Source organism: Polaromonas sp. P1_E12 (assembly GCF_056405975.1).
Window position 1 is genome coordinate 625,346 of the sequence record NZ_JBFUBB010000002.1, and the last position, 23,305, is coordinate 648,650.

General features: G+C 61.7%; 21 protein-coding genes. 9 read left to right on the forward strand and 12 right to left on the reverse strand.

Features of this window, described 5'->3' with window-relative positions; all coding sequences use genetic code 11:
- Positions 1–2 precede the first annotated feature (2 nt).
- From AC1D13_RS08760 to AC1D13_RS08795, 8 genes are all read left to right on the forward strand, one after another.
- Positions 3–644, forward strand: a complete 642-nt coding sequence (locus AC1D13_RS08760; RefSeq protein ID WP_457280355.1) for an amino acid synthesis family protein — start codon at positions 3–5, stop codon at positions 642–644.
- Positions 645–690: 46 nt separating this feature from the next.
- Positions 691–1,275: an amino acid synthesis family protein gene (locus AC1D13_RS08765; protein ID WP_457280356.1), complete on the forward strand. Its 585-nt coding sequence runs from the start codon at positions 691–693 to the stop codon at positions 1,273–1,275.
- A 93-nt stretch (positions 1,276–1,368) separates the two neighbouring features.
- On the forward strand, positions 1,369–2,556 hold the full coding sequence (locus AC1D13_RS08770) for an ABC transporter substrate-binding protein (RefSeq protein ID WP_457280969.1): 1,188 nt from the start codon (positions 1,369–1,371) through the stop codon (positions 2,554–2,556).
- A 151-nt stretch (positions 2,557–2,707) separates the two neighbouring features.
- A complete protein-coding gene (locus tag AC1D13_RS08775) occupies positions 2,708–4,603 on the forward strand; it encodes an ABC transporter permease (RefSeq protein ID WP_477665750.1) in 1,896 nt (631 codons plus the stop codon).
- Complete coding sequence (locus AC1D13_RS08780) at positions 4,600–5,379, forward strand: ABC transporter ATP-binding protein (protein WP_457280358.1); 780 nt, start codon at positions 4,600–4,602, stop codon at positions 5,377–5,379. Before AC1D13_RS08775 ends, AC1D13_RS08780 begins: the two co-directional genes overlap by 4 nt.
- Positions 5,379–6,116: an ABC transporter ATP-binding protein gene (locus AC1D13_RS08785; RefSeq protein WP_457280359.1), complete on the forward strand. Its 738-nt coding sequence runs from the start codon at positions 5,379–5,381 to the stop codon at positions 6,114–6,116. The genes AC1D13_RS08780 and AC1D13_RS08785 overlap by 1 nt, the downstream gene beginning before the upstream one ends.
- A 57-nt stretch (positions 6,117–6,173) precedes the next feature.
- Positions 6,174–6,668, forward strand: a complete 495-nt coding sequence (locus AC1D13_RS08790; protein ID WP_457280360.1) for a (2Fe-2S)-binding protein — start codon at positions 6,174–6,176, stop codon at positions 6,666–6,668.
- Positions 6,665–10,309, forward strand: coding sequence for a molybdopterin cofactor-binding domain-containing protein (locus AC1D13_RS08795; RefSeq protein WP_477689366.1), 3,645 nt, complete (start codon positions 6,665–6,667; stop codon positions 10,307–10,309). The genes AC1D13_RS08790 and AC1D13_RS08795 overlap by 4 nt, the downstream gene beginning before the upstream one ends.
- 6 nt (positions 10,310–10,315) lie before the next feature.
- On the opposite strand, the gene AC1D13_RS08800 is transcribed toward AC1D13_RS08795, so the two are convergent.
- From AC1D13_RS08800 to AC1D13_RS08855, 12 genes are all read right to left on the reverse strand, one after another.
- A complete protein-coding gene (locus AC1D13_RS08800; protein WP_457280362.1) occupies positions 10,316–11,026 on the reverse strand; it encodes an aspartate/glutamate racemase family protein in 711 nt (236 codons plus the stop codon).
- A 19-nt stretch (positions 11,027–11,045) separates the two neighbouring features.
- Complete coding sequence (locus AC1D13_RS08805; protein ID WP_457280363.1) at positions 11,046–12,032, reverse strand: recombination-associated protein RdgC; 987 nt, start codon at positions 12,030–12,032, stop codon at positions 11,046–11,048.
- A 147-nt stretch (positions 12,033–12,179) separates the two neighbouring features.
- Complete coding sequence (locus tag AC1D13_RS08810; protein ID WP_457280364.1) at positions 12,180–12,734, reverse strand: NUDIX hydrolase; 555 nt, start codon at positions 12,732–12,734, stop codon at positions 12,180–12,182.
- A gap of 130 nt (positions 12,735–12,864) precedes the next feature.
- A complete protein-coding gene (locus tag AC1D13_RS08815; RefSeq protein ID WP_457280365.1) occupies positions 12,865–13,833 on the reverse strand; it encodes an MBL fold metallo-hydrolase in 969 nt (322 codons plus the stop codon).
- Between the two features lie 279 nt (positions 13,834–14,112).
- Positions 14,113–15,165 carry a TRAP transporter substrate-binding protein gene (locus AC1D13_RS08820; protein ID WP_457280366.1) on the reverse strand — a complete coding sequence of 351 codons (1,053 nt, stop codon included), beginning with the start codon at positions 15,163–15,165 and terminating at the stop codon, positions 14,113–14,115.
- 82 nt (positions 15,166–15,247) lie between these two features.
- Positions 15,248–16,567, reverse strand: a complete 1,320-nt coding sequence (locus AC1D13_RS08825; protein WP_457280367.1) for a TRAP transporter large permease — start codon at positions 16,565–16,567, stop codon at positions 15,248–15,250.
- The gene (locus tag AC1D13_RS08830; protein WP_457280368.1) at positions 16,564–17,073 is read right to left on the reverse strand and encodes a TRAP transporter small permease; all 510 of its coding nucleotides are present in this window, start codon (positions 17,071–17,073) and stop codon (positions 16,564–16,566) included. The genes AC1D13_RS08825 and AC1D13_RS08830 overlap by 4 nt, the downstream gene beginning before the upstream one ends.
- Before the next feature lie 192 nt (positions 17,074–17,265).
- Positions 17,266–17,961: a fumarylacetoacetate hydrolase family protein gene (locus AC1D13_RS08835; protein ID WP_457280369.1), complete on the reverse strand. Its 696-nt coding sequence runs from the start codon at positions 17,959–17,961 to the stop codon at positions 17,266–17,268.
- Positions 17,958–19,052 carry a gentisate 1,2-dioxygenase gene (gtdA, locus tag AC1D13_RS08840; protein WP_457280370.1) on the reverse strand — a complete coding sequence of 365 codons (1,095 nt, stop codon included), beginning with the start codon at positions 19,050–19,052 and terminating at the stop codon, positions 17,958–17,960. Before gtdA ends, AC1D13_RS08835 begins: the two co-directional genes overlap by 4 nt.
- A 36-nt stretch (positions 19,053–19,088) precedes the next feature.
- A complete protein-coding gene (locus AC1D13_RS08845; protein ID WP_477689367.1) occupies positions 19,089–20,453 on the reverse strand; it encodes an FAD-dependent oxidoreductase in 1,365 nt (454 codons plus the stop codon).
- Positions 20,454–20,469: 16 nt separating this feature from the next.
- The gene (locus tag AC1D13_RS08850; protein WP_457280372.1) at positions 20,470–21,468 is read right to left on the reverse strand and encodes a Bug family tripartite tricarboxylate transporter substrate binding protein; all 999 of its coding nucleotides are present in this window, start codon (positions 21,466–21,468) and stop codon (positions 20,470–20,472) included.
- Positions 21,469–21,494: 26 nt separating this feature from the next.
- Entirely contained in the window at positions 21,495–22,688 is a 1,194-nt protein-coding gene (locus AC1D13_RS08855) for a 3-hydroxybenzoate 6-monooxygenase (protein ID WP_477665756.1), read from the reverse strand.
- A gap of 102 nt (positions 22,689–22,790) precedes the next feature.
- Between AC1D13_RS08855 and AC1D13_RS08860 the strand changes: the two genes are divergently transcribed.
- Positions 22,791–23,234 (forward strand): MarR family winged helix-turn-helix transcriptional regulator, encoded by a 444-nt coding sequence (locus tag AC1D13_RS08860; RefSeq protein ID WP_457280374.1) that lies wholly within the window; start codon positions 22,791–22,793, stop codon positions 23,232–23,234.
- Positions 23,235–23,305: the final 71 nt, after the last annotated feature.

A 23,305-nucleotide genomic window follows, 5' to 3' on the forward strand; every position in this document is an offset into this window, starting at 1 on the left:
CCATGATTGAAATTCGGCGTATTTTTACGCACGTGGAGCAGATACGGCATGAATTCGGTCCGATAGCGCCGGTGCCTCTGCTTCGCGGGGCAGTTGGCGCGGTGCTGACCAACCCGTTTGCGGGGCGGTATGAGCCCGACCTCCTGCCGATGATGGACCAGCTTCAGCCCGTGGGTATCCAGATGGCTGAGCGTCTGCGCGCCGCAATGGCGGTGCCGGCCGAACATATTGAGGGTTACGGAAAAGGAGCGATTGTGGGCGCGGCAGGGGAACTGGAGCATGGTGCGCTCTGGCATGTGCCCGGCGGGTACGCGATGCGTGAGCTGCTTGGCTGGAAAGGTGATCGCAACGCTTATGCCCGTGGGCAGGCTGAGGAAAAAACCGGCCAACCCGGTAATGCCTTGTCCATCGTTCCTTCGACAAAAAAAGTGGGTGCGCCGGGTACGGCGCTGGATGTTCCTTTAACGCACGTCAATGCGAGTTATGTCCGTAGCCATTTCGACGCCATTGAGGTGCGTGTGCCAGGGGCTCCCTTGCCAGACGAAATCGTTTTCATCCTGGCCATGAGCACGGGCCCGCGCATTCACGCCCGGGTGGGTGGGCTGGCCGCCAGCGCCATCGCCAAATGGGATGGCTTGCGTTAAACCCGATGCGCCAGATATTTAGCAGTCACCGAGACAAGGAAAAACCATGACAGCCAGGATTCGAAAAATTGTTGTGCAAATCGACGAAACATACATCGAGATGGGAAAGGTCGTCGCTCCTCCGACGCGAAAGGCATTGGCGATGGCCGTGATCGAGAATCCTTTTTCCGGGGTGTACGCGGAAAAACTCGATGCGCTGATTGACATCGGCGAAGAGCTTGGCGGGCTGCTGGGGCAAAAGTGCGTGCAGGCCCTTGGCATTGCGCCGGGCCAGGCCCATAGTTACGGCAAGGCCGCCATCGTGGGTGAGGCAGGCGAGCTCGAGCATGCGGCAGCGATCCTGCATCCCAGACTGGGCGCCCCACTGCGCCTGGCGGTGGAAAAGGGTGCTGCTCTGGTGCCGTCAAGTAAAAAGCGCGGTGGCCTGGGTACTGCCATTGACGTGCCGCTGGGACACAAGGATGCCGCATTCGTGCGCAGCCACTTTGATGCCATGGAGGCGCGCATTGCCGATGCCCCCCGGGCCAACGAAATCGTGGTGGCTGTCGTCGTCACGGACAGCGGCCGCCCCCTGCCGCGCGTGGGGGGGCTTCAAATCCACGAAATCAAGGGGGAGGATGGGTTAAGGTAGCCCCGGCTGCCAACCTACTTATCACCAATGACTCACCATCGCCGTCTATCTGATCCACGACAACCAGGAGTATTTATGAAGCTGCACAACAAAATGCTGAGCACCGTCGCTTTCCTCGGACTGATGACCTCATTCGTGAACGCGCATGCGCAGGGCGTCATCAAGATAGGGGAAATAAACAGCTACAAGGCCCAGCCAGCTTTCCTGGAACCGTACAAGAAAGGCATGGAGCTGGCCGTTGAAGAAATCAATGCTGGTGGCGGCATCAACGGCAAGAAAGTCCAGCTGGTTATCCGCGACGACAACGCAAATCCGGGTGATGCGGTTCGTGCGGCCGAAGAGCTTGTCTCGCGCGAAAAAGTTGACGTGCTGACGGGCTCCTTCCTTTCCAATATCGGTCTGGCGCTGACCGATTTTGCCAAGCAGAAAAAGTTCTTCTTTCTGGCGGCTGAGCCTTTGACAGACAAAATCGTCTGGCAAAACGGCAATCGCTACACATTCCGCTTGCGGACCTCCACCTATATGCAGGTTGCCATGCTGGTCCCTGAAGCCGCCGCGATGAAGAAAAAGCGCTGGGCAGTGGTGTACCCCAATTATGAGTATGGGCAGTCCGCAGCCGCGACGTTCAAGACCTTGCTGAAGGCCGTACAGCCCGATGTGGAGTTCGTGGCCGAGCAGGCGCCTCCGTTGGGCAAAGTCGACTCTGGCAGTGTTGTGCAGGCCATGGCGGACGCCAAGCCGGATGCCATCTTCAATGTTCTTTTTGGTGCCGACCTCTCAAAGTTTGTTCGTGAAGGCAATACCCGCGGCCTGTTTCAGGGGCGTGAAGTCGTCAGCTTGTTGACGGGCGAACCCGAATATCTCGATCCGCTCAAGGAAGAAACGCCTAACGGCTGGGTGGTTACCGGCTATCCGTGGTACGGCATCCAGACTCCCGAACACAAGGCTTTCTTCCTTGCTTATCACAGTAAGTACAAAGACTATCCGCGCCTGGGTTCCGTGGTCGGCTATAGCGCCATCAAATCCCTGGCCGAAGGCATGAAAAAGGCGAAATCAACCGATACGGAAAAGCTGATTACCGCTTTCCGCGGCCTGAATGTGACGACACCTTTCGGCCCCGTGGTTTTTCGACCGGAAGACCACCAGTCCACCATGGGGGCCTATGTGGGCCGCACAAAAAATGAAGGCGGCAAGGGCGTGATGGTCGACTATCGATATATCGACGGTTCAAAAGTCCAGCCCAGCAACGCTGAAGTGAAAAAAATGCGCGCTGCCGACTAGACCGAGGCAAGTGCTGACGGCGGCAGGTGCCGCGCCTCGTGCATGCACCCATCGCGGTTTGCCGGCAGTTCCGGTGCCGCCGTCATGTTAATGGTGTGTCCGCTGTGCGCTGCTTGCCGGCCACGCTATCCCGCAGAAAAAAGGTTTGTTCATGAGCTTCTCAGGCTTTATCGTGCAGTTGCTTAATGGCCTGGCCGGCGCATCGTCGCTGTTTCTCGTGGCAGCTGGTTTGTCGTTGATCTTTGGTGTTACGCGGATTGTCAATTTTGCCCATGGATCTTTTTTCATGGTGGGTATCTACGTTGCCTATTCATTGGTCAGTGCTCTCGGCAATACCTTGGGTTTCTGGCCTGCTCTGTTGATGGCTGCTTTGGCTGTAGGTGTTCTCGGTGGCTTGGTCGAGGTCTTGTTGCTTCGCCGTATATATCGTGCACCGGAGCTATTCCAGCTGCTGGCAACGTTTGCCCTGGGCCTGGTGATCAAGGACGGCGTGCTCTGGTTTTGGGGTGCCGAAGAACTGCTTGGTCCCCGGGCGCCCGGTCTGACGGGCTCCGTGGCGATTCTCGGACGCCAGTTTCCTTCCTATGACATTTTTCTGATCGTCGCGGGACCTGTTGTCCTGGGCCTGCTCTGGCTTTTGCTCACTAAAACCCGATGGGGTACCCTGGTCCGGGCTGCTACCCAGGACCGCGAAATGGTCAGCGCGCTGGGTGTGAACCAGGCGTGGCTGTTCACAGCCGTTTTTGCATTGGGCGCACTTCTGGCGGGCCTTGGGGGCGCGCTTCAGCTACCGCGCGAGCCCGCCAACCTGGAAATGGACCTCAACATCATCGGCGCCGCGTTTGTGGTGGTGGTGGTCGGGGGCATGGGCTCCATCCCGGGTGCCTACGTAGCGGCACTGCTGATTGCCGAACTCAAGGCCATTTGCATCTGGCTGGGGCTGGTCGAAATTGCGGGCATTAGCATCTCTTTTTCCAAGCTGACCCTGGTGGTGGAGTTCGTCGTAATGGCGGTTGTCCTGGTGGCCCGTCCCTGGGGATTGTTCGGCAGGCCCCAGGCGCCCAGCCGGCATACAGGCATGGCTGAAGAACCGCTGCGCAGGCCGCACCGCTTGTATGCCTGGGGTTGTGCGGGCCTGCTGGCGGTACTGGCTTTGATGCCTGTGCTGGCGGCGCAGTCGCCTTACGTGACAGTGCTGCTGATTGATCTGCTGGTTGCCGTCCTGTTCGCTGTCAGCCTGCATTTCATCATGGGACCCGCGGGGATGCACTCGTTCGGGCATGCCGCCTACTTCGGCCTTGGGGCCTATGGTGCCGCGCTGCTGGTGCGCAGCCTGAACATGCCCATGGAGCTGGCGCTGGTCGTTGCACCCCTCGTGGCGGCCCTGGGCGCTTTTGTCTATGGCTGGTTCTGCGTCAGGTTGTCCGGTGTTTACCTCGCCATGCTGACGCTGGCCTTTGCGCAAATTACCTGGGCTATTTGTTATCAATGGGACGTGTTCACCGGCGGCAGCAACGGATTGACCGGCGTATGGCCCTCTGAGTGGCTGGCGGACAAACGTATTTATTACTACCTCACCCTTGTCTTGGTGGCCGGGGGCGTCTTGCTGATGCACCGGATGCTGTATTCGCCGTTTGGCTATGGCATGCGTGCGGCACGCGACTCGGTGCTGCGCTCTGATGCCATCGGCATGAATGTCAAACGTCTGCAATGGGCCGCGTTTGTGATTGCGGGTTCTTTTGCGGGGCTGGCTGGCGCGCTTTATGCCTTTTCAAAAGGCAGCATCTCGCCTGAAAGCCTGCACGTCAGCAAGTCGATCGACGGTCTGGTGATGGTTTTGCTGGGGGGTATCCAGACGCTTTTGGGACCTGTCGTGGGGGCCGTCACGTTCACATGGCTGCACGATACCGTGGCGCGCAATACCGACTATTGGCGCGCCATGCTGGGCGCCATCATCCTGGTTCTTGTGCTGCTGTTTCCCCAGGGGATTGCAGGCTTTGCCAAACAGCTGCTGGCCAGTCGCCGCAGTGCGGGAGAGAAGTCATGAGCTTGCTGAAGGTGTCAGGACTGGGTAAATCGTTCGGTGGTGTCAGGGCTGTCGATGGTGTGAACTTTGAGCTGGCGGCGGGTGAACTGCTGGCTTTGATCGGACCCAATGGTGCCGGGAAGTCAACCACGTTCAATATGGTCAACGGTCAGCTGCGCGCAGATACAGGCTCCATCCAGCTGGACTCGCAGGAGCTGATCGGCCTGGCTCCCCGTGAAATCTGGCGGCGCGGTGTCAGTCGGACATTCCAGATCGCCGAAACCTTTTCTTCACTCACGGTCGTGGAGAACGTCCAGATGACCTTGCTGTCCGCAGACCATCGGCTTTTTTCCATGTGGCGCCGTGCCGCAGATTACAAGCGCGACGAGGCCATGGCGCTGCTTGAGCAGGTCAACATGAAGCCGCAGGCTGACCGCCCTTGCAGCGTGCTGGCATATGGAGATGTCAAGCGTGTGGAATTGGCCATGGCCATGGCCAACAACCCCAAGTTGCTGCTCATGGATGAGCCGACAGCCGGTATGGCTCCCAGGGAGCGAAACGACTTGATGGCGCTGACCAAACAACTGGTCATTGACCGGGGCATGGCGGTGCTTTTTACCGAGCACAGCATGGACGTGGTGTTTGCCTATGCTGACCGCATGATCGTGCTGGCGCGTGGCCGGTTGATTGCGGAAGGCAAGCCGCAGGATATCCGCGACCACCCCAAAGTCCAGGAAGTCTATTTCGGCAGTGGCAAGACCTTCGAGAAAAAAGCCATTGAAAAGGAAACTGCGTGATGGGCAACGGCAACGAGATACTGCTGGAGGCGAAAGACCTGTCGGCCTGGTATGGCGCGGCGCAAATACTGTTTGGCGTCAACCTGGCTGTCAGGCGCGGCGAAGTCGTTGCCCTGATGGGGCGCAATGGCGCCGGCAAATCGACCACCCTGAAGACGCTGATCGGGATGCTCGACAAGCGCCGCGGCAGCGTGGCTTTTCTTGGCAAGGATATCTCCAGCAGTGAACCACACCATGCGGCTCGCATGGGCCTGGGCTTTGTGCCGGAAGACCGGCGAATCTTCACCGACCTGACAGTGACCGAGAACCTGGAAGTAGGGCGGCAGGCGCCGCGCCGCTGGCCCGACGGCAGTGAGGCGCCCTTGTGGACGCCGGAACGCCTCTTCAAGCTGTTTCCCAACCTGGGTGAGATGCCCACGCGTCCCGGCGGCCGCATGAGTGGTGGCGAGCAGCAAATGCTGACAGTGGCCAGGACCTTGATGGGCAATCCCTATCTGGTTCTGCTTGACGAACCCTCCGAAGGCGTAGCGCCCGTCATTGTGGAGCAAATGGCCAACATGATCCTGGAGCTGAAGGCCCACGGTGTCAGCATTCTGCTGTCCGAGCAAAACATGCATTTCGCCGAATTGGTTTCCGACAGGGCGTATGTATTGGAGAAAGGGCAAATCCGCTTTGAAGGATCCATGGCGGATCTGGCTGCCAATGAAGAAGTGCGCCGTGCCTATCTCAGTGTGTAGGCCGTATCTCATCGATGTTGAGAAATCACCACGCGAGCCCGCACCGGTTCGGTAAATATGGGTTTCATCGTCACACTGTCCGTTAACCAGCTGGAGCGTACGCTGCCTGTTGCGGAGCAGGCTAGCCTGCTGACCGTGCTGCGTAACGATTTCGCGCTGAATGGCCCGAAATATGGCTGCGGTTTGGGCGAGTGTGGCGCATGCACCGTGCTGGTCGATGGCGTGGCGGCACGCGCTTGCGTTATTCCGGCATGTGGCGTGGCAGGCCGCGAAATCACCACCCTTGAGGGTTTGGGTACGCCGGCGGCCCTTCACCCGGTCCAACAGGCGTTTATCGAAGAGCAGGCCGCCCAGTGCGGCTACTGCCTGAACGGCATGATCCTGATGACTGTCGCATTGCTGGCGCGAAACCCCGCACCGGGCGAGGACGACATACGTCGCGAGCTGTCCGGCAATCTCTGCCGCTGCGGCACGCACCTGGAGATCGTGAGGGCTGTATTGCGTGCGGCAGAGCTGACGCGCCAAAGCCTTGCCCGGGGTAACTCGCCATGACGCGTCGCGCCGATGCGCCCCTGACACGCGCCGATTTTCATGCGGCCAGCGGCGTCTTGCTGGTGAGCCGCGAGCCGCCGCCGGCGCCTCCACCCGCCCGTGGCCAACCTGCATTGGTCAGCGCCAATCCGCAAGAGGGCGTTGAAATACTGGTTGCCGTGTGGGATGACGGCAGCGTGACGGCCCTGAACGGCCATGTCGATCTAGGCACCGGTATCCGGACGGCCCTGGCGCAGATCGTGGCTGAAGAGCTCGACGTTGCGCTCGGGCAGGTCAACATGGTTCTTGGGGACACGACGCGTGCGCCCAATCAGGGGGCCACGATTGCCAGCGCGTCCATCCAGGTTCATGCCGTCCCTTTGCGGGCCGCGGCGGCGCAGGCACGCGCGTGGCTGGTGATGCGCGCAGCGGGCGTACTGCAGGTGGATCCTTCCCTCCTCGCCGTGCGAGATGGCGTTGTTTCGGTGGCAGGGCAGGAAGATAAATCGGTGACGTATGGCGCGTTGCTGGCCAATGAGCATGTACATCTCTCGCTGGTGCAGGGCACCCCTGTCAAGGATGCTGCCGACTACCGCCTGGTGGGGACCAGCGCGGCACGCCTGGATATCCCGGCCAAGGCCACCGGGGTACTGACATTTGTGCACGACATGCGCGTACCCGGCATGCTGCACGGCCGCGTCGTGCGCCCGCCCTATGCCGGGGCTGACCACGGCGACTTCATCGGCAATACGCTGGAATCGGTGGACGAATCATCGATTTCCCACATTCCGGGCATTCGCGCGGTGGTGGTGATCCGCGACTTTGTCGGCATCGTTGCAGAGCGGGAAGAGCAGGCCGAACAGGCGCTGCGTGAATTGCGTGTCAGCTGGAAGCCGTGGCCCGGTCTCGCCAGTCTGGGCGACCTTGAGCAGGCGATCCGCAACAACCCGGCCACTCAGCGCAGGCTTGTCGACGACGGCAACGTGGACACCGCGATGGCAAGCGCGGCACAAGCCCTGGCGCGCAACTACGTTTGGCCCTATCAAATGCACGGCTCCCTCGGGCCTTCGTGTGCCGTGGCCGATTGGCAGCAGGAGCGCCTGACGGTATGGGCAGGAACCCAAAACCCCCACGTGCTGCGGGCTGACCTGTCGCGCCTGACCGGCCTTGCCGACGTCGCCATCGACGTGATCCGCATGGAGGCGGCGGGCTGCTACGGGCGAAACTGCGCAGACGATGTGGCGGCAGATGCCGCGCTGCTTTCGCGTGCTGTGGGCAGCCCTGTCCGTGTGCAGCTGACGCGTGAGCAGGAACATGCCTGGGAACCCAAAGGCGCAGCCCAGCTCATGCAGGTGAACGGTGGGCTCAATGCCGACGGGTCGGTCGCGGCTTATGACTTCCAGACCTCCTACCCTTCGAATGGATCGCCCACGCTGGCGCTGCTGCTCACACGCACCATTGAACCGGTCGCGCAAGCCTATGAAATGGGCGACCGAACCGCTCGGCCGCCCTACGAGTACGCCAACATGCGCATCGCCGTCAATGACATGGCGCCGCTGTTGCGTGCGTCATGGCTGCGCGGTGTATCGGCGCTGCCCAATTCATTCGCGCACGAGTCCTACATCGACGAACTGGCAACAGCAGCGGGTGTCGATCCGGTGGAGTTTCGGCTGCGGTACCTGAAGGAGCCGCGCGCCGCCGAGCTGGTGCGTGCCACGGCCGAGCGCGCCGGCTGGATGGCGCATACGACGCCGCAGCAGCAGCCTACAGCGCCTGGTGATCCACAGGACGTCGTGCGCGGCCAGGGCTTTGCGTATGCCCGCTACATGCACAGCAAATGGCCGGGGTTCGGGGCGGCGTGGGCGGCCTGGGTGGCTGACGTCGAAGTGAATCGCAAGACGGGCGAGGTGCATGTCCGGCGCGTCGTGGTAGGGCATGACGCCGGCACGCTGATCAACCCCGCCGGGGTTCAGCACCAGATCCATGGCAATGTAGTGCAGACGACCAGCCGTGCACTCACGGAACAGGTCACGGTGTCACCCCAAACAAATCAGGTGACCAGCCTGGAGTGGGGAAGCTACCCCATCCTCAACTTCAGGGACGTGCCGGTGATTGAGGTCGTGACCATGGCGCGCCCCGGTGAGCCACCGCTTGGCGCCGGAGAGTCGTCTTCGGTGCCGGGTACGGCAGCCATCGCCAACGCCATTTTTGATGCTACCGGTGTGCGTTTTCGCCAGCCGCCTTTCACGCCGGAAGTTGTACGTGCTGCGCTCAACCCGGGGCTCGCGGCCGAACCGGCCATCCCGGCGGTTCCAGCCCGGTTGCCCAATCCCGTACCTGAGGACGCGGCATGGCCGAAAGGCATGGCCTGGTGGTCCCGCGCAGGCGCCTTGCTCGCCGGGGTTGTGGGCATCGTATGGGCGCTGGCAGGCGGCCGGTCGGCCATCGCGCCGGTGACGCAAGGCGGTGCCTCCGTCTACACCGCTGCAACGCTGGAACGCGGCCGGCAGCTCGCGGCCTCGGGCGATTGTGTGGTGTGCCATACAGCACCCGGCGGTATACCCAATGCCGGCGGCAGGGCCATGGATACGCCTTTCGGAAAGATTGTCACCACCAACCTCACACCCGATGCGGACACCGGCATAGGCTTGTGGTCCTTCAGCGCCTTCCAGCGCGCCATGCGTGAAGGAATTTCCCGCGATGGCCGCTATTTGTATCCCGCGTTTCCCTATACCGCGTTCGCCAAAACCAGCGATGAAGACCTGACCGCGCTGTATGCCTACCTGATGGCCCAGCCCCCCGTGCGATCGGAACCACCGGCCACGCGGCTGACCTTCCCGTTCAGCGTGCGGCCGTTGATGGCCGGGTGGAACGCGCTGTTTCATGAGCCGGCGCCTTACCGTGCCGACCCGGCGCAGACTGCCGAATGGAATCGTGGCGCCTACCTGGTCAACGGCCTGGGCCATTGCGGCGCCTGCCATACGCCGCGCAACGCCGCAGGCGCCGAGCGCAGCGGAAAGGCCTTTTTAAGCGGAGCCATGGTGGATGGCTGGGACGCTCCAGCGCTGACTGCACTCTCGCGTGCGCCCGTACCCTGGAATGCTGCGGAGCTGTACCGCTACCTGCGTAGCGGCTACTCACCGCAGCACGGCATTGCCGCGGGTCCGATGGCACCAGTGATCAAGGAGTTGGCCGCCTTGCCTGAAGAAGATATTCGTGCGATGGCGACTTATCTCGTGTCTTTTAATGAGCCAACTACGGAAGCTGAAAGCGTCCAGCGCACCGGGCAGATCGTCTTGTCCACCCGGCAATCGGCTGTCAGCTTGCCGGGCCCTGGCAAGCGCCTGTTCAGTGGCGCTTGCGCATCGTGCCATCACGACGGCGACGGCCCGCGACTGCTGGGGGTGAACGTGCCGCTGGCCCTTAACAGCAAGCTGCACAGCGAGCGGCCCGACAATCTGGTGCAGGTGATCCTTGAGGGAATTCAGTCACCGGCGAGCAAAGACATCGGGTTCATGCCGGCTTTTCGTCACAGCCTGGATGATGCCCAGGTTGCCGCGCTGGTGGCTTATATGCGCGGACGCTATGCACCCTCGGAACCGGCCTGGCAGGATTTGCCGGCAACCGTTTCACGCCTCCGCGCTACGCCGGGCCAGCACTGAATCTTTTCAATCAGGCGAAGGCCGCACGGCCTGCGTCGCCCTGACAAGCGCCGCGCGCGCCAGCAGGCGTGTGGAGTCCAGAGTCGGCAGGGGCGAGTTTGAATCGCTCATGATCAGGGGGATTTCCGTGCAGCCCAGGACGACTGCGTCGCAGCCGTCGCTTTTCATCCGCTCGATGACTTTCTGGAAATATGCGATCGCTTCGGGCTTGAAGACACCGTACACCAGCTCGTCCATGATGATGCGGTTGATTTCGTCGCGCTCCGCGCTGTCTGGACGCAAGTATTGCAGCCCGCGGGCCGCGAGCTTGTCGGGGTAGACCTCACTGTCGACGAGCCATCGCGTGCCGGTGATGCCGATGCACCGGAACCCGCGCCTGACCGCTTCTTCGGCAACGACTTCCGCAATATGAAGCCAGGGCAAGGGGGATCGCTCCTGCACGTAAGCAAAAGCCTGATGGATGGTGTTGTCCGGGCAGATAAGAAAGTCAGCTCCGGTTTTTGCGAGCTTGTGCGCGGAAGCGAGCATGATGTCGCCCACGCCATTCCAGTCATTGCGGTAAATGCACGCCATGTAATCTGAAAGCGACGGCGTATGCATCGACACTTCAGGATGGGCATGCGGCCCCATGGCCTTGGCGCCTTCCACACAGATGGTTTGATAACAAAGCGCAGCGCCTTCGGCAGAGCAGCCGACGATACCGATGTGTTGGGGCATGACCTGTCTTCCTTATTTGCTACGCGGGCTCTGGTACCGGGTCGGCAGCAGGCGAGGTGGCCGGGTGCGGTGTGACTTCTCCCTCGGCGAGTTCCCCGCCCAACGCCTCCAGCATGTCCGGAATCAGCGAAGACAGCTCGCCGGTGATGATGGCTGCATCGCTGTCAAAGCCGTCGTCGTCCTTTCCGCTTTCCTGAACGCCGTCCAGCACCACATCGAGCAGCTTGAGTTTTTTCAGCTGCGCGGTTTCCGTCAGCACAAAAGACACGCGCTCGTTCCACGTCATCGCCAGCTGCGTCGGCAACTTGCCGGCGGCAATGTGCTGGGCCACTTCCTCGATCTCCAGCGTGTGGCGCGAGTAGCGCACCGTGGATTTCTGGTCGTCCGGCGTCTTGAGCTCGCAGTCGCGGTCTACCGTGAAGTTATATGGCGCTTCGCGCGTCGACAGCCAGTGCGACATGGCGGCAGCGGCCGACATCTGCGTCTGGATGGGGCTGGCCTTCAGGCCGGGCAGGGCGCCCGGCACCTCGCTCAACGCTTCCACGAGATAACTCACGATCTTGTCGGCGCCCGTGAGGTTGCCGGAGTCAACCACCAGGAATTTGTTGACGACGTCGATCCAGAGCGTGGTGGTCGAGCGCTTGGTGAAGGCGCGCGGCAACAGGTCCAGCATGACTTCCTGCTTGAACTCCTTCTTGATCTTGGCGCCCACGCGTTCGCGGCCGGTTTCTTCCTTGTATTTTTCGATGCGTTCTTCCACCGCGGCCTTGATGGCGGACGATGGCACAGGGCGGCGCTCGGTGCAGAGCCGGGCGATCAGCTGGCGGCCCACGCTTTCGAGCAGGACGGTGCTTTTGTTGCCGCGCGGTGGCACCCAGCCACTGGATTCAGGCTCTGTTGCGCCGCAGGGAACGAAACGGTGGGACTGGAAAATTTCTTCAAGCGCTTCCAGCGGAGGAAGCACAAAATCGTCGGCAATGCGGAAAAAGATTGCGGTGTTGAACATGAAATCCGGGGAAGAGGTTAAAAAAAGAGACTGCCGGAAGGCCGATGAGGGGGCGGAAAATCCGCGGTGAGAACCAGCCGGATACAGAGAAATTCTACCGGGCGTCCTGCCTGCAGAATGTAACGGCCGGCACGGGCTTGAAGGCCTTCATTCAATATCAAACGAATGGATGCCGTAGGCACCCTTGCGGCGGTCTTCGAAGTACTGCTCCAGCGTCTGCTTGACCGTCTTGAAGGCAATTTCGTCCCAGGGAATTTCGGCCTCAGTGAACAGTTTGGCCTCCATGGTCTCATGGCCTGGATTGAATTCGGTGCTCAAAAGCCGAGCCCGGTAATACATGTGCACCTGCCCGACGCGCACCACGTTCATGACCGTAAAAAGGCCCAGCATCTCATATTGGGCGCCGGCTTCTTCATCCGTTTCACGGGCTGCGCCCTGCGAGGTGGTTTCGCCCAACTCCATGAAGCCGGCAGGCAATGTCCACTTGCCCCGACGCGGCTCGATATTGCGTTTGCAGAGCAGCACTTGCGCGCCGTCCTCGCCCCAGCTGGGCACGGTGCCAACGACATTGAGCGGGTTTTCGTAATGGACCGTATTGCAGGCCGGGCAGACGGCCCGCTCTTTTGTGTCGCCGTCGTCCGGCAAGCGATAGGCCACGGCGGTGCCGCAGACGCGGCAGTGGTTCAGGGGCGGTCGTTGCATCAGATGAGTGTAGCGGCTTTGCGCCGGCCGAGGCCTGCCGAGGCGCACGGCAGGCTTGCTGCCGTGCTATCAAAAAAGTAGCTACTCGCGCCCGTTTTTATTGGGCTTAACGCGTATTTCGTTTGTTTTCTTATTTCAGCGACGAGTAATTCACCGGTACCCAGGTGTAAGCCTTGCCCGCGCCCTTGCGCACATGGCCAAGGCCGGGGAAGGCAATATGCGCCGCGCCGACCAGGTAACCATTTTTGGCGGCATCGGCGTAGGCCTTGGCGCGTTCCTTGGCGGCCGGTGGGGACTCGGAGTCAAACTTGATGGTGACCTCCGGGTTGTCGAACTGGACTGCCGCCACATGCATCAGGTCGCCCCACAGCATCAGCTTCTCCCCTTTGCTTTCCACCACATACACGCTGTGGCCGGCCGTGTGGCCGTGGGTGGGCTGCGCCTTCACGCCGGGCACGAGCTCGGTGGCGCCTTCAAAGGTCTTGAGCTTGCCGGCCGTTGCGTAGGGCTTGATGGACGCCATGGCACCCTGGAAAAAGCCCTGGGATTCTTTGGGCGCTGCGTTCATTTTGGCTTCATCCAGCCAGAAATCGGCGTCCGCCTTGTCCACACGCACCACGGCATTCGGAAACGCCATGGCGCCGTTCACCACGAGGCCGCCCACGTGGTCGGGGTGCATGTGGGTGATATAGATCTCGTCGATCTGCTCGGGCTGGTAGCCGGCGGCTTTGAGGTTGGCCTGCAGGCTGCCCAGCGTCGGGCCGAAGAGGCCGGACGCACCCGTGTCGATCAGCACCAGCTTGCTGCCGGTGTTGATGAGGTAGGCATTGACTGAAGTCTCGACTGCGTCAGGTAAAAATGAACGCTTCAGTGCCGCGCCGACTTTCGCCGGCGTTGTGTTGGTGAGCAGGTCTTTCACGGGCAGCTTGACAGTGCCGTCCGACAGGGCTGTGACTTCAAAATCGCCCAGTGTGACGCGGTAGTAGCCGGGCGCCTGGGTCTTGACCATGGGGCCGGCCGCAAAAGCGGGCAGGGTGAAAGAAGCGCTCAGGCTTGAGGCCAGGATGGTGGCAGCCAGGGTTTTCAAAATGCGTGACATGAAAGAACTTCCTTGGGGTAAAGGGAATGATGAACCGGGCTCACCCGTCATACGGGGGCCGGGTGGATTCTTATGCAGACGCGCCATGAATGAAGCCGCAGTTGCAGTAACCCGGCTGTCGTGCAGGTTTTGCCTGAGGTGGCGCGCTATCAAATCAGGAGCTGGTTGCGCCCGTATTCATTGGGCTGAAGGCCGAAAAGGCACAAGAACATAGGTGAAGCATAAAAAAACCGGGCATAAGCCCGGTTTCGTGAATGCGCACCTAGCGCGGCCTGTTGATCAAGCCTTGGTCGTCTTGGTGTGCTTTTCAATCAGGGCGCGTGCCGTGTCCAGCAGTTTCTTGCCGTCAAAACCCTTCTTGTTCATGTCTTCCACCCACTCGACTTCCACCGTGCGTGATTTGCGGCGGAATTCCTGGGCTTCGGCCGCACTCACGGTGTAGATCGTGTTGCCGCGGTCACTGGCGGTCTTGCGGCCGGGAACGTCGTTGCCCTGCTGCACCTTGCCCAGCCAGGCCGAGGTGGCCATGCCGGAGTTGTTGTCGATGACCTTCTTGAGGTCGGGCGCGAGCGAGTTGTATTTCGCCTTGTTCATGGCCATCACAAAGGTGGTGGTGTAAAGGCTGCCGCCGGCGGGGTCGAACTCGGCATGGAACTTGGTGAGCTCGTTGACCTTGACCGAAGGCACCACTTCCCACGGAATCACGCAGCCGGTGATGGTGCCTTTGCTCAGCGCATCGGGGATTTGCGGTAGCGGCATGCCGACGGGCGTGGCGCCCAGCACGCCCATGAGCTTGGTGACCTGGCGGGTCGGCGCGCGCAGCTTGAGGCCGCGCATGTCGGCAATCGACTTGACGGGCTTGTCGACCGTGTGGATCACACCGGGGCCGTGCACCTGCAGTGCCAGCACCTGCGTATCCTTGAATTCATCGGGTGCAACGGTTTGCACGTATTCCCAAAACGCCTTGGAAGTCGCTTCGGCGTTGGACATCATGAAGGGCAGCTCAAACACCTCGATTCGCGGGAAGCGGCCGGCCGTGTTGCCAGGCAATGTCCACACCACGTCAACCACGCCGTCCTTGGCCTGGTCGTAGAGCTGCACCGGCGTGCCGCCCAGCTGCATGGCCGGATAGCCTTCAAACTTGATGCGGCCGCCGGATTCTTTTTCGACTTTTTCCATCCAGGGCTTGTGCATGGCCAGCCAGACATTGGACGAGGGCGACATGAAGGTATGGAACTTCAGTGTCACGGCCTGCTGGGCCAGGCCCGACAGCGCCGGTGCGCCCAAGGCTGCGGCGGCGCTGGTTTTGAGAAGGGTTCGTCGTTGAATCATGCATGTCTCCTGTAAACAATATGCCTAACTTAAGGCATGGGAGCGGGTTTGAGAAGCGGTGAAAGCCCTAGCCGCAGGCTTGCTAGCTGATGTATTTCACCAGCCACAGCGATATGCCGGGGAAAAGCAGCAGCAGGGTGGTGCGCAGGGTGTCGCTGATCAGGAAGGGCATGACGCCCTTGTAGCTTTCGCTGATAGGCACGTCTTTGGCCAGGCCATTGACCACATAGACGTTCAGGCCCACCGGCGGCGCCAGCATGCCAAAGCCGACGGTCATCAACACCATGATGCCGAACCAGATCGCGGTGGATTCCTTGGTCATGCCGAAGTCCAGGCCCATCACCATCGGGAAAAAGATAGGAATCGTCAGCAGCAGCATCGACAACTCGTCCATCACTGCCCCCAGCACCACGTAAAACAGCAGGATGGCCGTGACAACCATCAGTGGTGACAGTCCCCAGCCGCCGACCACGCCGGCGAGCTGGTTGGGTACCTGTGTCAGGGCCAGGGCGGAGTTCATCAGGTCGGCGCCTATAAAGATCAGGAAGATCATGGCCGAGCTTTCCGCCGTGGCATAAAAGCACAGCTTGAATTTGGCCCAGGTGATCTCGCGCTTGAGCAAGGCGGCTACGAAAGTGGCGGCGGCACCCACCGCGGCGCCTTCAGTCGGCGTGAACAGGCCGCCGTAAATGCCGCCGAAGACGATGATGAAGATGATGGCGATGGGCAGTATCCCCAGCGCGGAAGCCAGCGTCATCGGCGGCCTGTCGTTGTCTACTTCGGGCGCCTGTCCGGGCACCAGCCGTACATAGATGGCAATGGCCACCATGTAGCCGAACATCGCGATGATGCCCGGCACCATGGCTGCGGCAAACAGCTTGGCGATGTTCTGCTCCGTGAGGATGGCGTAAATCACCAGTGGCACCGAGGGCGGGATCAAAATGCCCAGCGTGCCGCCGGCTGCCAGCGTACCCGTGGCAAGGCGGCCCGAATAGCCGTGGCGCTTCATCTCGGGCAGCGCCACGCCGGTGATGGTGGCGGCCGTGGCCACCGAGGAGCCGCAGATGGCGCCGAAAGCCGCACAAGCCAGGATGGACGCCATGGCCAGACCGCCCTTGAACCGGCCCATCACACCTGCTGCGAACCCGAAGAGGGCGCGGCTGATGCCGCCCTGCGTTGCGAAATGTCCCATCAGGATGAAGAGCGGGATCACCGACAGGTCGTAGCTGGCAAAGCGCGCGAAGGCCTGAGTGTTGAGGAAGCTGGAAAACGGCCCCCAGCCGGTCTGCATCACGTAACCAATGGCGCCCGCGGTAAACATGGCGACCGCGATAGGCACACGCACGGCCATGAAGACCAGCATGATGCCGAAAATGACGAGAGCCAGGGTGATGGAGCTCATACGTGTGCCTCCAGCTCGTCCAGCGGATTGTGCGGCGCATGGGCGTCGCCGAAGCCGAACGCGGATTGGCACACACCGATCACGCAGGTCAGCACAAAAGGCGGGACCATGGCGGCATACACCGTCCATTCGGGAAAGCCCAGGATCTGGGTTTCAGAGTGCGTGTTGTACGAATTGAGGCCGCCCAGCACCGTGCGCCAGGCCAACAGGGCAAACACCAGGCCCAACAGCAACGCACCGAAACGGTCCAGCCTGTCGTTAGAGGTTTCGCCCAGTTTGGCGGTGAAGAAGTCGACGATGATGTTGCCGCGTTTGATCTGACAAAGGGGCATGAACAGCGCGATCGCGGCCCCCGTGACCACGCCGGTGAGTTCGAAGTCGCCGACGAGGGTAGCGCCCAGCAGGTTGCGGCCGATCAGGCTGGCGCAGGTCATGAGCGTGATCACCGTGAGCAGAACGCCCGCCAGCACAGCGCAGAATTTTGCAAGGGACTGCAGGATTTTCAAGAAGGCTCTCCAAAAAGCAGGTCTTGGCATTTGGGAGCTCCCAAAAACCGGGTAAGCCGATTATCAGAATTGAGGAGGCAAGCAGTCAGGCGGGTTACCCCGGGTAAAGCGGGGTATTTGCGCGGTGATTAAAGCAGCTGCGCGGTTATCGCGCAGCTGCCCCGCCGTGACATGCGCTTGCTAACCCCGTGTTCAGATGACTTTGACGGTGAGTGTTTCCAGCCCCGCCACACCGCCGACCATGGTGTCGCCCGAAACCACAGCCGCGACGCCTTCAGGCGTGCCGGTATAAATCAGGTCGCCCGGTTGCAGCTCCCATGCTGCCGACAGGTGTTCAATGGTTTCCGCGATGTTCCAGATCAGCTTGGAGACATGGCTGCGCTGGCGGTCCTTGCCGTTCACCTGGATGTAGAGCTCGGCATTGGCCACGTCGCCGGCTCGGGCCGCGGGTGTGATGGGGCCGATGGGCGCGGAGTGGTCATAGGCTTTGCCAATGCACCAGGGGCGGCCCTGCTTTTTCATCTCGCCCTGCAGGTCGCGACGCGTCATGTCCAGGCCCACGGCATAACCGTAGATGTGCTTTTGCGCATCGGCCGCCTTGATGTTTTTACCGCCGGTGCCAATGGCCACGACCAGCTCGATTTCGTGGTGCAGGTTCTTGGTCAGCGATGGGTAGGGAATGGTGCCCGTGACGCCGGCGTCCACCACGACAGCGGCGTCAGCGGGCTTGAGGAAGAAGAAGGGCGGCTCACGGCCTGTAAAACCCATTTCCTTGGCGTGTTCTTCGTAGTTGCGGCCCACGCAGTAGATGCGGTGCACGGGAAAACGGTCTTTGGTGCCCACAACAGGGACGGACACTGCGGCCGGTGGGGTGATGACAAAACTCATGACAACCTTTCTTCTCTGTGTATGCCCAGGGCCTGATGCACCGGGCGGTCTGAAAAACTGAACAGCACACAACCTTGCGCCGAACGCAATTGCGCAGTGTGCCACGACGGAATCACAAAATGGTCGCAAGGGCCAAACTCAAAAGTCGAGGTTTTGCCATCGCGCTCAATGCTGACGGAACCGGTGCCCTCGACCACGCTGAACACGGCCCCGTCGGTCTGGCGCCATGACTTGCCCTCAAAGCCGGCCGGCAGGCGTTGCATGAAGGTGGCCATGGTCGGCATGGGCGAGCCGCCGGTGGCCGGGTTCACATAGCGCAGCTTGACGCCGTCCCAGGCATCGATGTCGGCATGGGTTTCCAGCTGGTGCAGGGTTTCGCGCGTGCGGTCGTAGGGGTAGCTGAAGATGGGTGAGGTTTCACCGAACGGGGCGTCATACCGCATCGGCAGCATGTTGGCGCCGTAGCGGTGGCTGCTGATGCCTTGGGGCTTGGTGACTTCCTGTTGCTTGGCCGTGCCGTTTTCGGCAAAGCCTGCATCAAAGAAGCGCAGCATCGGGATGTCCAGGCCGTCCAGCCAGACCACCGGTGTATCGGACTCCACGCGGCCTTCGTGGCCGTGGTCATGCCAGGTCCAGCTGGGGGTGATGATGAAGTCGCCGGGTTTCATCTGCGTGCGCTCGCCATCCACGGCGGTGAAGGCGCCATGGCCTTCCACCACGAAGCGCAATGCGCTTTGTGTGTGGCGGTGGCTGGGCGCTATTTCACCCGGCATGATGACCTGCAGACCTGCGTACAGCGACTGCGTGATGCACGACTGCCCACGCAGGCCGGGGTTCTCCAGGATCAGCACGCGGCGTACCGCTTCTTCAGCGGTGATCAGCTCGCCCGACTTCATCAGGAAGGGATGCACGTCGGCGTACTTCCACAGCGCCGGCTGGCAGGGGGTGCTTGGCGATTGCGGCACCAGCGCGTGCAGCACTTCCCACAGCGGCGTCATGCTGTGCGCCGAGATGGCTTCATAAAAGGCCTTGCGTGCAGCGCCGTGGGGTGCTGAGGGCTGGCCTGGGGCGGTAGGGGGCGTCATGTCCATGATGGATGTCCAGTCTCTGGGGTGAAAGATCGCCGCTTAAAGGTCGTTATCGAAATACACGCCGTCCCGCATGAGCAACTGCTGCAGCTGTTTCACGTCGGTATCGGAAAAAGCCTGCCCGGCGCCGGGCATGGCCGCCGCCGTACCCGCTGCCTGGCCCATCACAAAGCAGCCGCCGCTGGCTCGCGCGGCCGATTGGCCTTCGTGCGTCATCGAGGCGCAGCGGCCGGCCACCAGCAGGTTGGCGACGCCCTGAGGCACCAGCATGCGCCAGGGGAGATCGTTGTAGACGCGGCCCTGCGCCTCATCGGTGTTGCGCGGAAATTGCCAGTCGATCCGGCCGTCCGCATGCAGCTCCATTGGCCAGGCATTGACGCCGATGGTGTCGTCAAAGCGGGCCGATGAAAGGATGTCTTCGCCGCTCAAGGCATAGAGGCCCTGAATGCGGCGTGTTTCGCGGATGCCGACCTGCGGCGCGATGTCGACGATGGCGGACTCCGCAAAGCCCGGCACTTCGTGGCGCAGGAAGCGGAAGTATTCGGTGATCTGGCGGCGGCCTTCAAGCTCACCTTCGCTGAGCTGCCGCGCGTCGGTGGCATCCATGGCCGTGCCTTGCGCGTTGCGGATCTGCGTGACGTTGGCGCGCCACTCGGTCGGGTTCTTCTGGGGGCGGAGGATGGCACCTTCACGGGGAAACTTGTAGCGGCCTGGCTCGCGCGCCTGGCTCTCGGCCATCAGGGTGTTGATGGCTTTGAATTCGCCCACAGCCGCCAGCGCGCGGGGTGCATCCACGTGGCCGACGCGAAACATGGTGGAGGGAAACAGTGCGCTGCCATGCCCGTCGCCCAGCTCAAACGGCACGCCGGCGAAGTTCGCCACATCGGCGTCGCCCGAGCAGTCGATGAAACGCGCGGCACGGATTGCCTGGCGGCCGGATTTGGTCTCGACCACCAGGGCGCTGACGCGATTGCCTTCCATCACCACCGCAGCAGCCCAGGCATGGAAAAGGATTTGCACACCGGCCGCCACCAGCAACTGGTCGGCTGCGCACTTGTAGGCCGACACGTCATAAGAGCGCACGCGGATGCGGCCCTGCATGCCGTCTTGCGGCGCGTTGAGGCCACCCAGCGCGTCAATGCGCTGCAGCAGGTCGTCGGCCACGCCGCGCACTACCTGCTGCATCTGGCCGTTTTTGCGGCCGTAGAGGCCCGCGAAATTGGTGACGCCGCCGGCTGTGCCCATGCCGCCGAGGAAACCATAGCGCTCCACCAGCAAGGTGCGCGCGCCGTGCCGAGCTGCGCTGACGCTGGCAGCAAGCCCTGCTGGCCCGCCGCCGATTACGACAACGTCAAATTCGCCGTAGACGGGCAGGGAGCGTGCGGGTTCGGTGACGGTGGGCATGGCTGTCTTCAGTTGCCTATTCAAGCTTGATACCGCGCGACTGGATGATGCCGCCCAAAATGGCGGCTTCGTCTTTGACGCGGCTCCTCAGGCCGTCGGGCGAAGTGCCCACAGCCTGCCATCCCTGGTTAAACAACTTTTGCCGCGTGTCGGCGTCGCGAATGATGCGCGGCACTTCTTGCGCCAGCCGCGCCTGGGCCGCTTTGGAAAGGCTGGCCGGGCCGATCAGGGCCGTCCAGACTTCCAGGTTGACATTCGTCACGCCGGCGTCGGCCAGCGACGGCACTTCCGGCACCAGGGAAGAGCGTCCGCCGGCCAGGCCAATCGCCCGGAGCTTGCCCGACCGCACATGCGGCATGGCCACGCCGGGCGGGATCAGCGCCATCTGGATCTGGCCGCCCAGCATGGCGGTCACCACCTGCGGGTTGCCGGCGAAGGGCACGTGAACCGGTGAGACGCCGGGCATGCGGCTTTTCAGCAGCTCCATGCCCAGGTGCGCCACCGAGCCGTTGCCGACCGAGCCGTAGTTCCACTGGCTGCCGCCCTGACGCGCGGCAGCGAAGAATTCGGCGCCGCCAGGCTGGCCCGCAGGCGCTACCAGCACCAGGGGCGCCGTGGTCAGTAGTGAAATTGGCGCAAAGTCTTTGGCCGGGTCATAGGGCAGCCTGGAGTACAGCAGCTTGGCCGAGGTCAGGTTGCCGTTGATGACGACGCCCAGCGTATGGTCGTCAGTGGCTTTGGCGACCTGGTCGGCCGCGATGTTGCCTGACGCGCCGGGTCTGTTTTCCACAATCACGGGTTGGCCGAGGGCGTGGCCCAAGGGTTCGGCCAGGCTGCGCGCCGCCATGTCGGGCGTAGAGCCGCCCGGAAACCCCACAAGGATGCGCACCGGCCTGGTCGGCCAGGCCGCATCTTTTAAGTCTTTTGGAGCTGCAGCCCAAGATGGATAAGCGCAAGCAGCTATCAAAAGCGTAGCAATTACCCGGAGAGCAGCGGTGTTGGGAAGAAGAGTCATGACAATCCCTGGGACTTTTGAAACCGTCATTGGAACAGTTTTGACGGCTCGATTCCGTCGTACATCCACTTCAGGCCGGCGAAACCCGCGCTCTCGGTGCCGCTCTGGAACATCTGGTTGCGCAATTCGCGTTGAACACCGGCCGCATGGTAAATATCACCGTAAAAACGGGCAGTCAATTGCACGCGGCCGGTACGCAGGTAGCGCTTTTGCTGGTATTTCTGAAAAGCCTTTGGCACATCGCCGCGGGTAAAGCGCAGCGCTTCACGCAGCACGACAGCGTCTTCAATGGCCTGGCCGGCGCCCTGGGCGAGGTACTGCAGCATCGGGTGGGCGGCGTCGCCCAGCAGGGTCACGCGCCGGTCGGTCCAGTTTTTCACGGGTTCACGGTCGCACAGTACCCACATCTTCCAGGTCTCGATTTTTCCCAGCAGTTCCTTGACTTGCGGGCAGGCATCGGCGAAACGTTCGTTCAACTCGGCCGTATCGCCAAAGGTGTTCCAGCCCTCGTCGTATTTGTTGCTGTGAAAAACAGCCACCAGGTTGAAGAGTTCGCCGCGGCGCAGGGGGTAGTGAACCAGATGGGTTTTCTCGCCACCCCAAAGCAGCACATCGTCGCTCCACAGATGGGCCGGTACATCCTCGCGCTTGAGCACGGCGCGGTAGGCGATATGGCCCGACACGCGAGGTTTGCCGTCGCCCACCACGGCTTCACGGATGCGGCTCCAGATGCCGTCTGCGCCTATCAGCGCGCTGCCTTCCACGGTTTCGCCGTCTGCAAGGTGCACGGTCACGCCGCTTTCCGACTGGTCAAACGACTCCACCCTGGCGCTGGTGCGCAAGGTGACGTTGGGCTGCGCCCGGCAGGCATTGAGGAACACCTGGTGCAGGTCGGCGCGGTAAATCACGCCATAAGGAAACCCATAGGTGGCGCGGGCCAGGTCGCCAAGCGGGACACGGACAACTTTCTCGCCCGTGCGCACATCGTTCATGCCAAGACCGGTGGGAAAGAACGCCACACGATTGACGGCTTCAGTGAGGCCCAGGTAGTCAAACATGCGGAAAATATTGGGACCGAGCTGGATGCCGGCGCCGATCTCGCCAAAACTCGCCGCCTGTTCCATGAGCGTCACGGCATGCCCGTCCTGCGCGAGCACCAGGGCCGCGGCCAGCCCGCCGATGCCGCCGCCCGAGATGAGGATGGGGGATGTGTGTGACATGTGTGAGAGGGTATCAGGGGGCTTCGACAATGATAAGTATGCTTATCATGTATGTACGCTAGTACATACCCTGAGCGCAAAGCTGAACGGTAAACTCGGTAAATGGCAAAAAGCTTTAACTTCAGCGAGGCCCCCGGGCACTTGATCCGCCGGGCACAACAACTCGCGGTCGCGATCTTCATGGAGGAGACGGCCGGGTTTGATGCGACGCCCGTGCAGTTCGCCATCCTGAATGCGCTGATGGACGACCCGGGCGAAGACCAGATCACTCTGTCGGGCCGCGTTGCCTTTGACCCGGCCACTTTCGGGTCGGTGATCGGGCGGCTGGAGGCCAAAGGCTGGGTCAAGCGGGAGGCTGACCCATCCGACAAGCGCCGCAAACTGCTGTGGACGACGCCCGAAGGGGAAAAAGTTGCACTGCAGATGAAGCGTGCTGTCAGCAAGGCACAGCAGCGCATCGTGAGCCCGCTGGATGATGACGAGCGGGTGCAGCTCGGCCTGTTGCTTGGTAAGCTGATCAGCGGCCACGAAAACGCGGCCAGGTAGCCGGCATCAGAACTGCGCGCAGACAAAAAAACGGGGCCGTCAGCCCCGTTTTTTATTGTCTGCCTGTTTGC

What these genes read in the sequence shown, in the direction of transcription:
- AC1D13_RS08760 (WP_457280355.1), top strand. Translation starts at nt 3, where the DNA reads ATGATTGAAATTCGGCGTATTTTTACGCACGTGGAGCAGATACGGCAT.
- AC1D13_RS08765 (WP_457280356.1), top strand. Translation starts at nt 691, where the DNA reads ATGACAGCCAGGATTCGAAAAATTGTTGTGCAAATCGACGAAACATAC.
- AC1D13_RS08770 (WP_457280969.1), top strand. Translation starts at nt 1,369, where the DNA reads ATGCTGAGCACCGTCGCTTTCCTCGGACTGATGACCTCATTCGTGAAC.
- AC1D13_RS08775 (WP_477665750.1), top strand. Translation starts at nt 2,708, where the DNA reads ATGAGCTTCTCAGGCTTTATCGTGCAGTTGCTTAATGGCCTGGCCGGC.
- AC1D13_RS08780 (WP_457280358.1), top strand. Translation starts at nt 4,600, where the DNA reads ATGAGCTTGCTGAAGGTGTCAGGACTGGGTAAATCGTTCGGTGGTGTC.
- AC1D13_RS08785 (WP_457280359.1), top strand. Translation starts at nt 5,379, where the DNA reads ATGGGCAACGGCAACGAGATACTGCTGGAGGCGAAAGACCTGTCGGCC.
- AC1D13_RS08790 (WP_457280360.1), top strand. Translation starts at nt 6,174, where the DNA reads ATGGGTTTCATCGTCACACTGTCCGTTAACCAGCTGGAGCGTACGCTG.
- AC1D13_RS08795 (WP_477689366.1), top strand. Translation starts at nt 6,665, where the DNA reads ATGACGCGTCGCGCCGATGCGCCCCTGACACGCGCCGATTTTCATGCG.
- AC1D13_RS08800 (WP_457280362.1), bottom strand. Translation starts at nt 11,026, where the DNA reads ATGCCCCAACACATCGGTATCGTCGGCTGCTCTGCCGAAGGCGCTGCG.
- AC1D13_RS08805 (WP_457280363.1), bottom strand. Translation starts at nt 12,032, where the DNA reads ATGTTCAACACCGCAATCTTTTTCCGCATTGCCGACGATTTTGTGCTT.
- AC1D13_RS08810 (WP_457280364.1), bottom strand. Translation starts at nt 12,734, where the DNA reads ATGCAACGACCGCCCCTGAACCACTGCCGCGTCTGCGGCACCGCCGTG.
- AC1D13_RS08815 (WP_457280365.1), bottom strand. Translation starts at nt 13,833, where the DNA reads ATGTCACGCATTTTGAAAACCCTGGCTGCCACCATCCTGGCCTCAAGC.
- AC1D13_RS08820 (WP_457280366.1), bottom strand. Translation starts at nt 15,165, where the DNA reads ATGATTCAACGACGAACCCTTCTCAAAACCAGCGCCGCCGCAGCCTTG.
- AC1D13_RS08825 (WP_457280367.1), bottom strand. Translation starts at nt 16,567, where the DNA reads ATGAGCTCCATCACCCTGGCTCTCGTCATTTTCGGCATCATGCTGGTC.
- AC1D13_RS08835 (WP_457280369.1), bottom strand. Translation starts at nt 17,961, where the DNA reads ATGAGTTTTGTCATCACCCCACCGGCCGCAGTGTCCGTCCCTGTTGTG.
- gtdA (WP_457280370.1), bottom strand. Translation starts at nt 19,052, where the DNA reads ATGGACATGACGCCCCCTACCGCCCCAGGCCAGCCCTCAGCACCCCAC.
- AC1D13_RS08845 (WP_477689367.1), bottom strand. Translation starts at nt 20,453, where the DNA reads ATGCCCACCGTCACCGAACCCGCACGCTCCCTGCCCGTCTACGGCGAA.
- AC1D13_RS08850 (WP_457280372.1), bottom strand. Translation starts at nt 21,468, where the DNA reads ATGACTCTTCTTCCCAACACCGCTGCTCTCCGGGTAATTGCTACGCTT.
- AC1D13_RS08855 (WP_477665756.1), bottom strand. Translation starts at nt 22,688, where the DNA reads ATGTCACACACATCCCCCATCCTCATCTCGGGCGGCGGCATCGGCGGG.
- AC1D13_RS08860 (WP_457280374.1), top strand. Translation starts at nt 22,791, where the DNA reads ATGGCAAAAAGCTTTAACTTCAGCGAGGCCCCCGGGCACTTGATCCGC.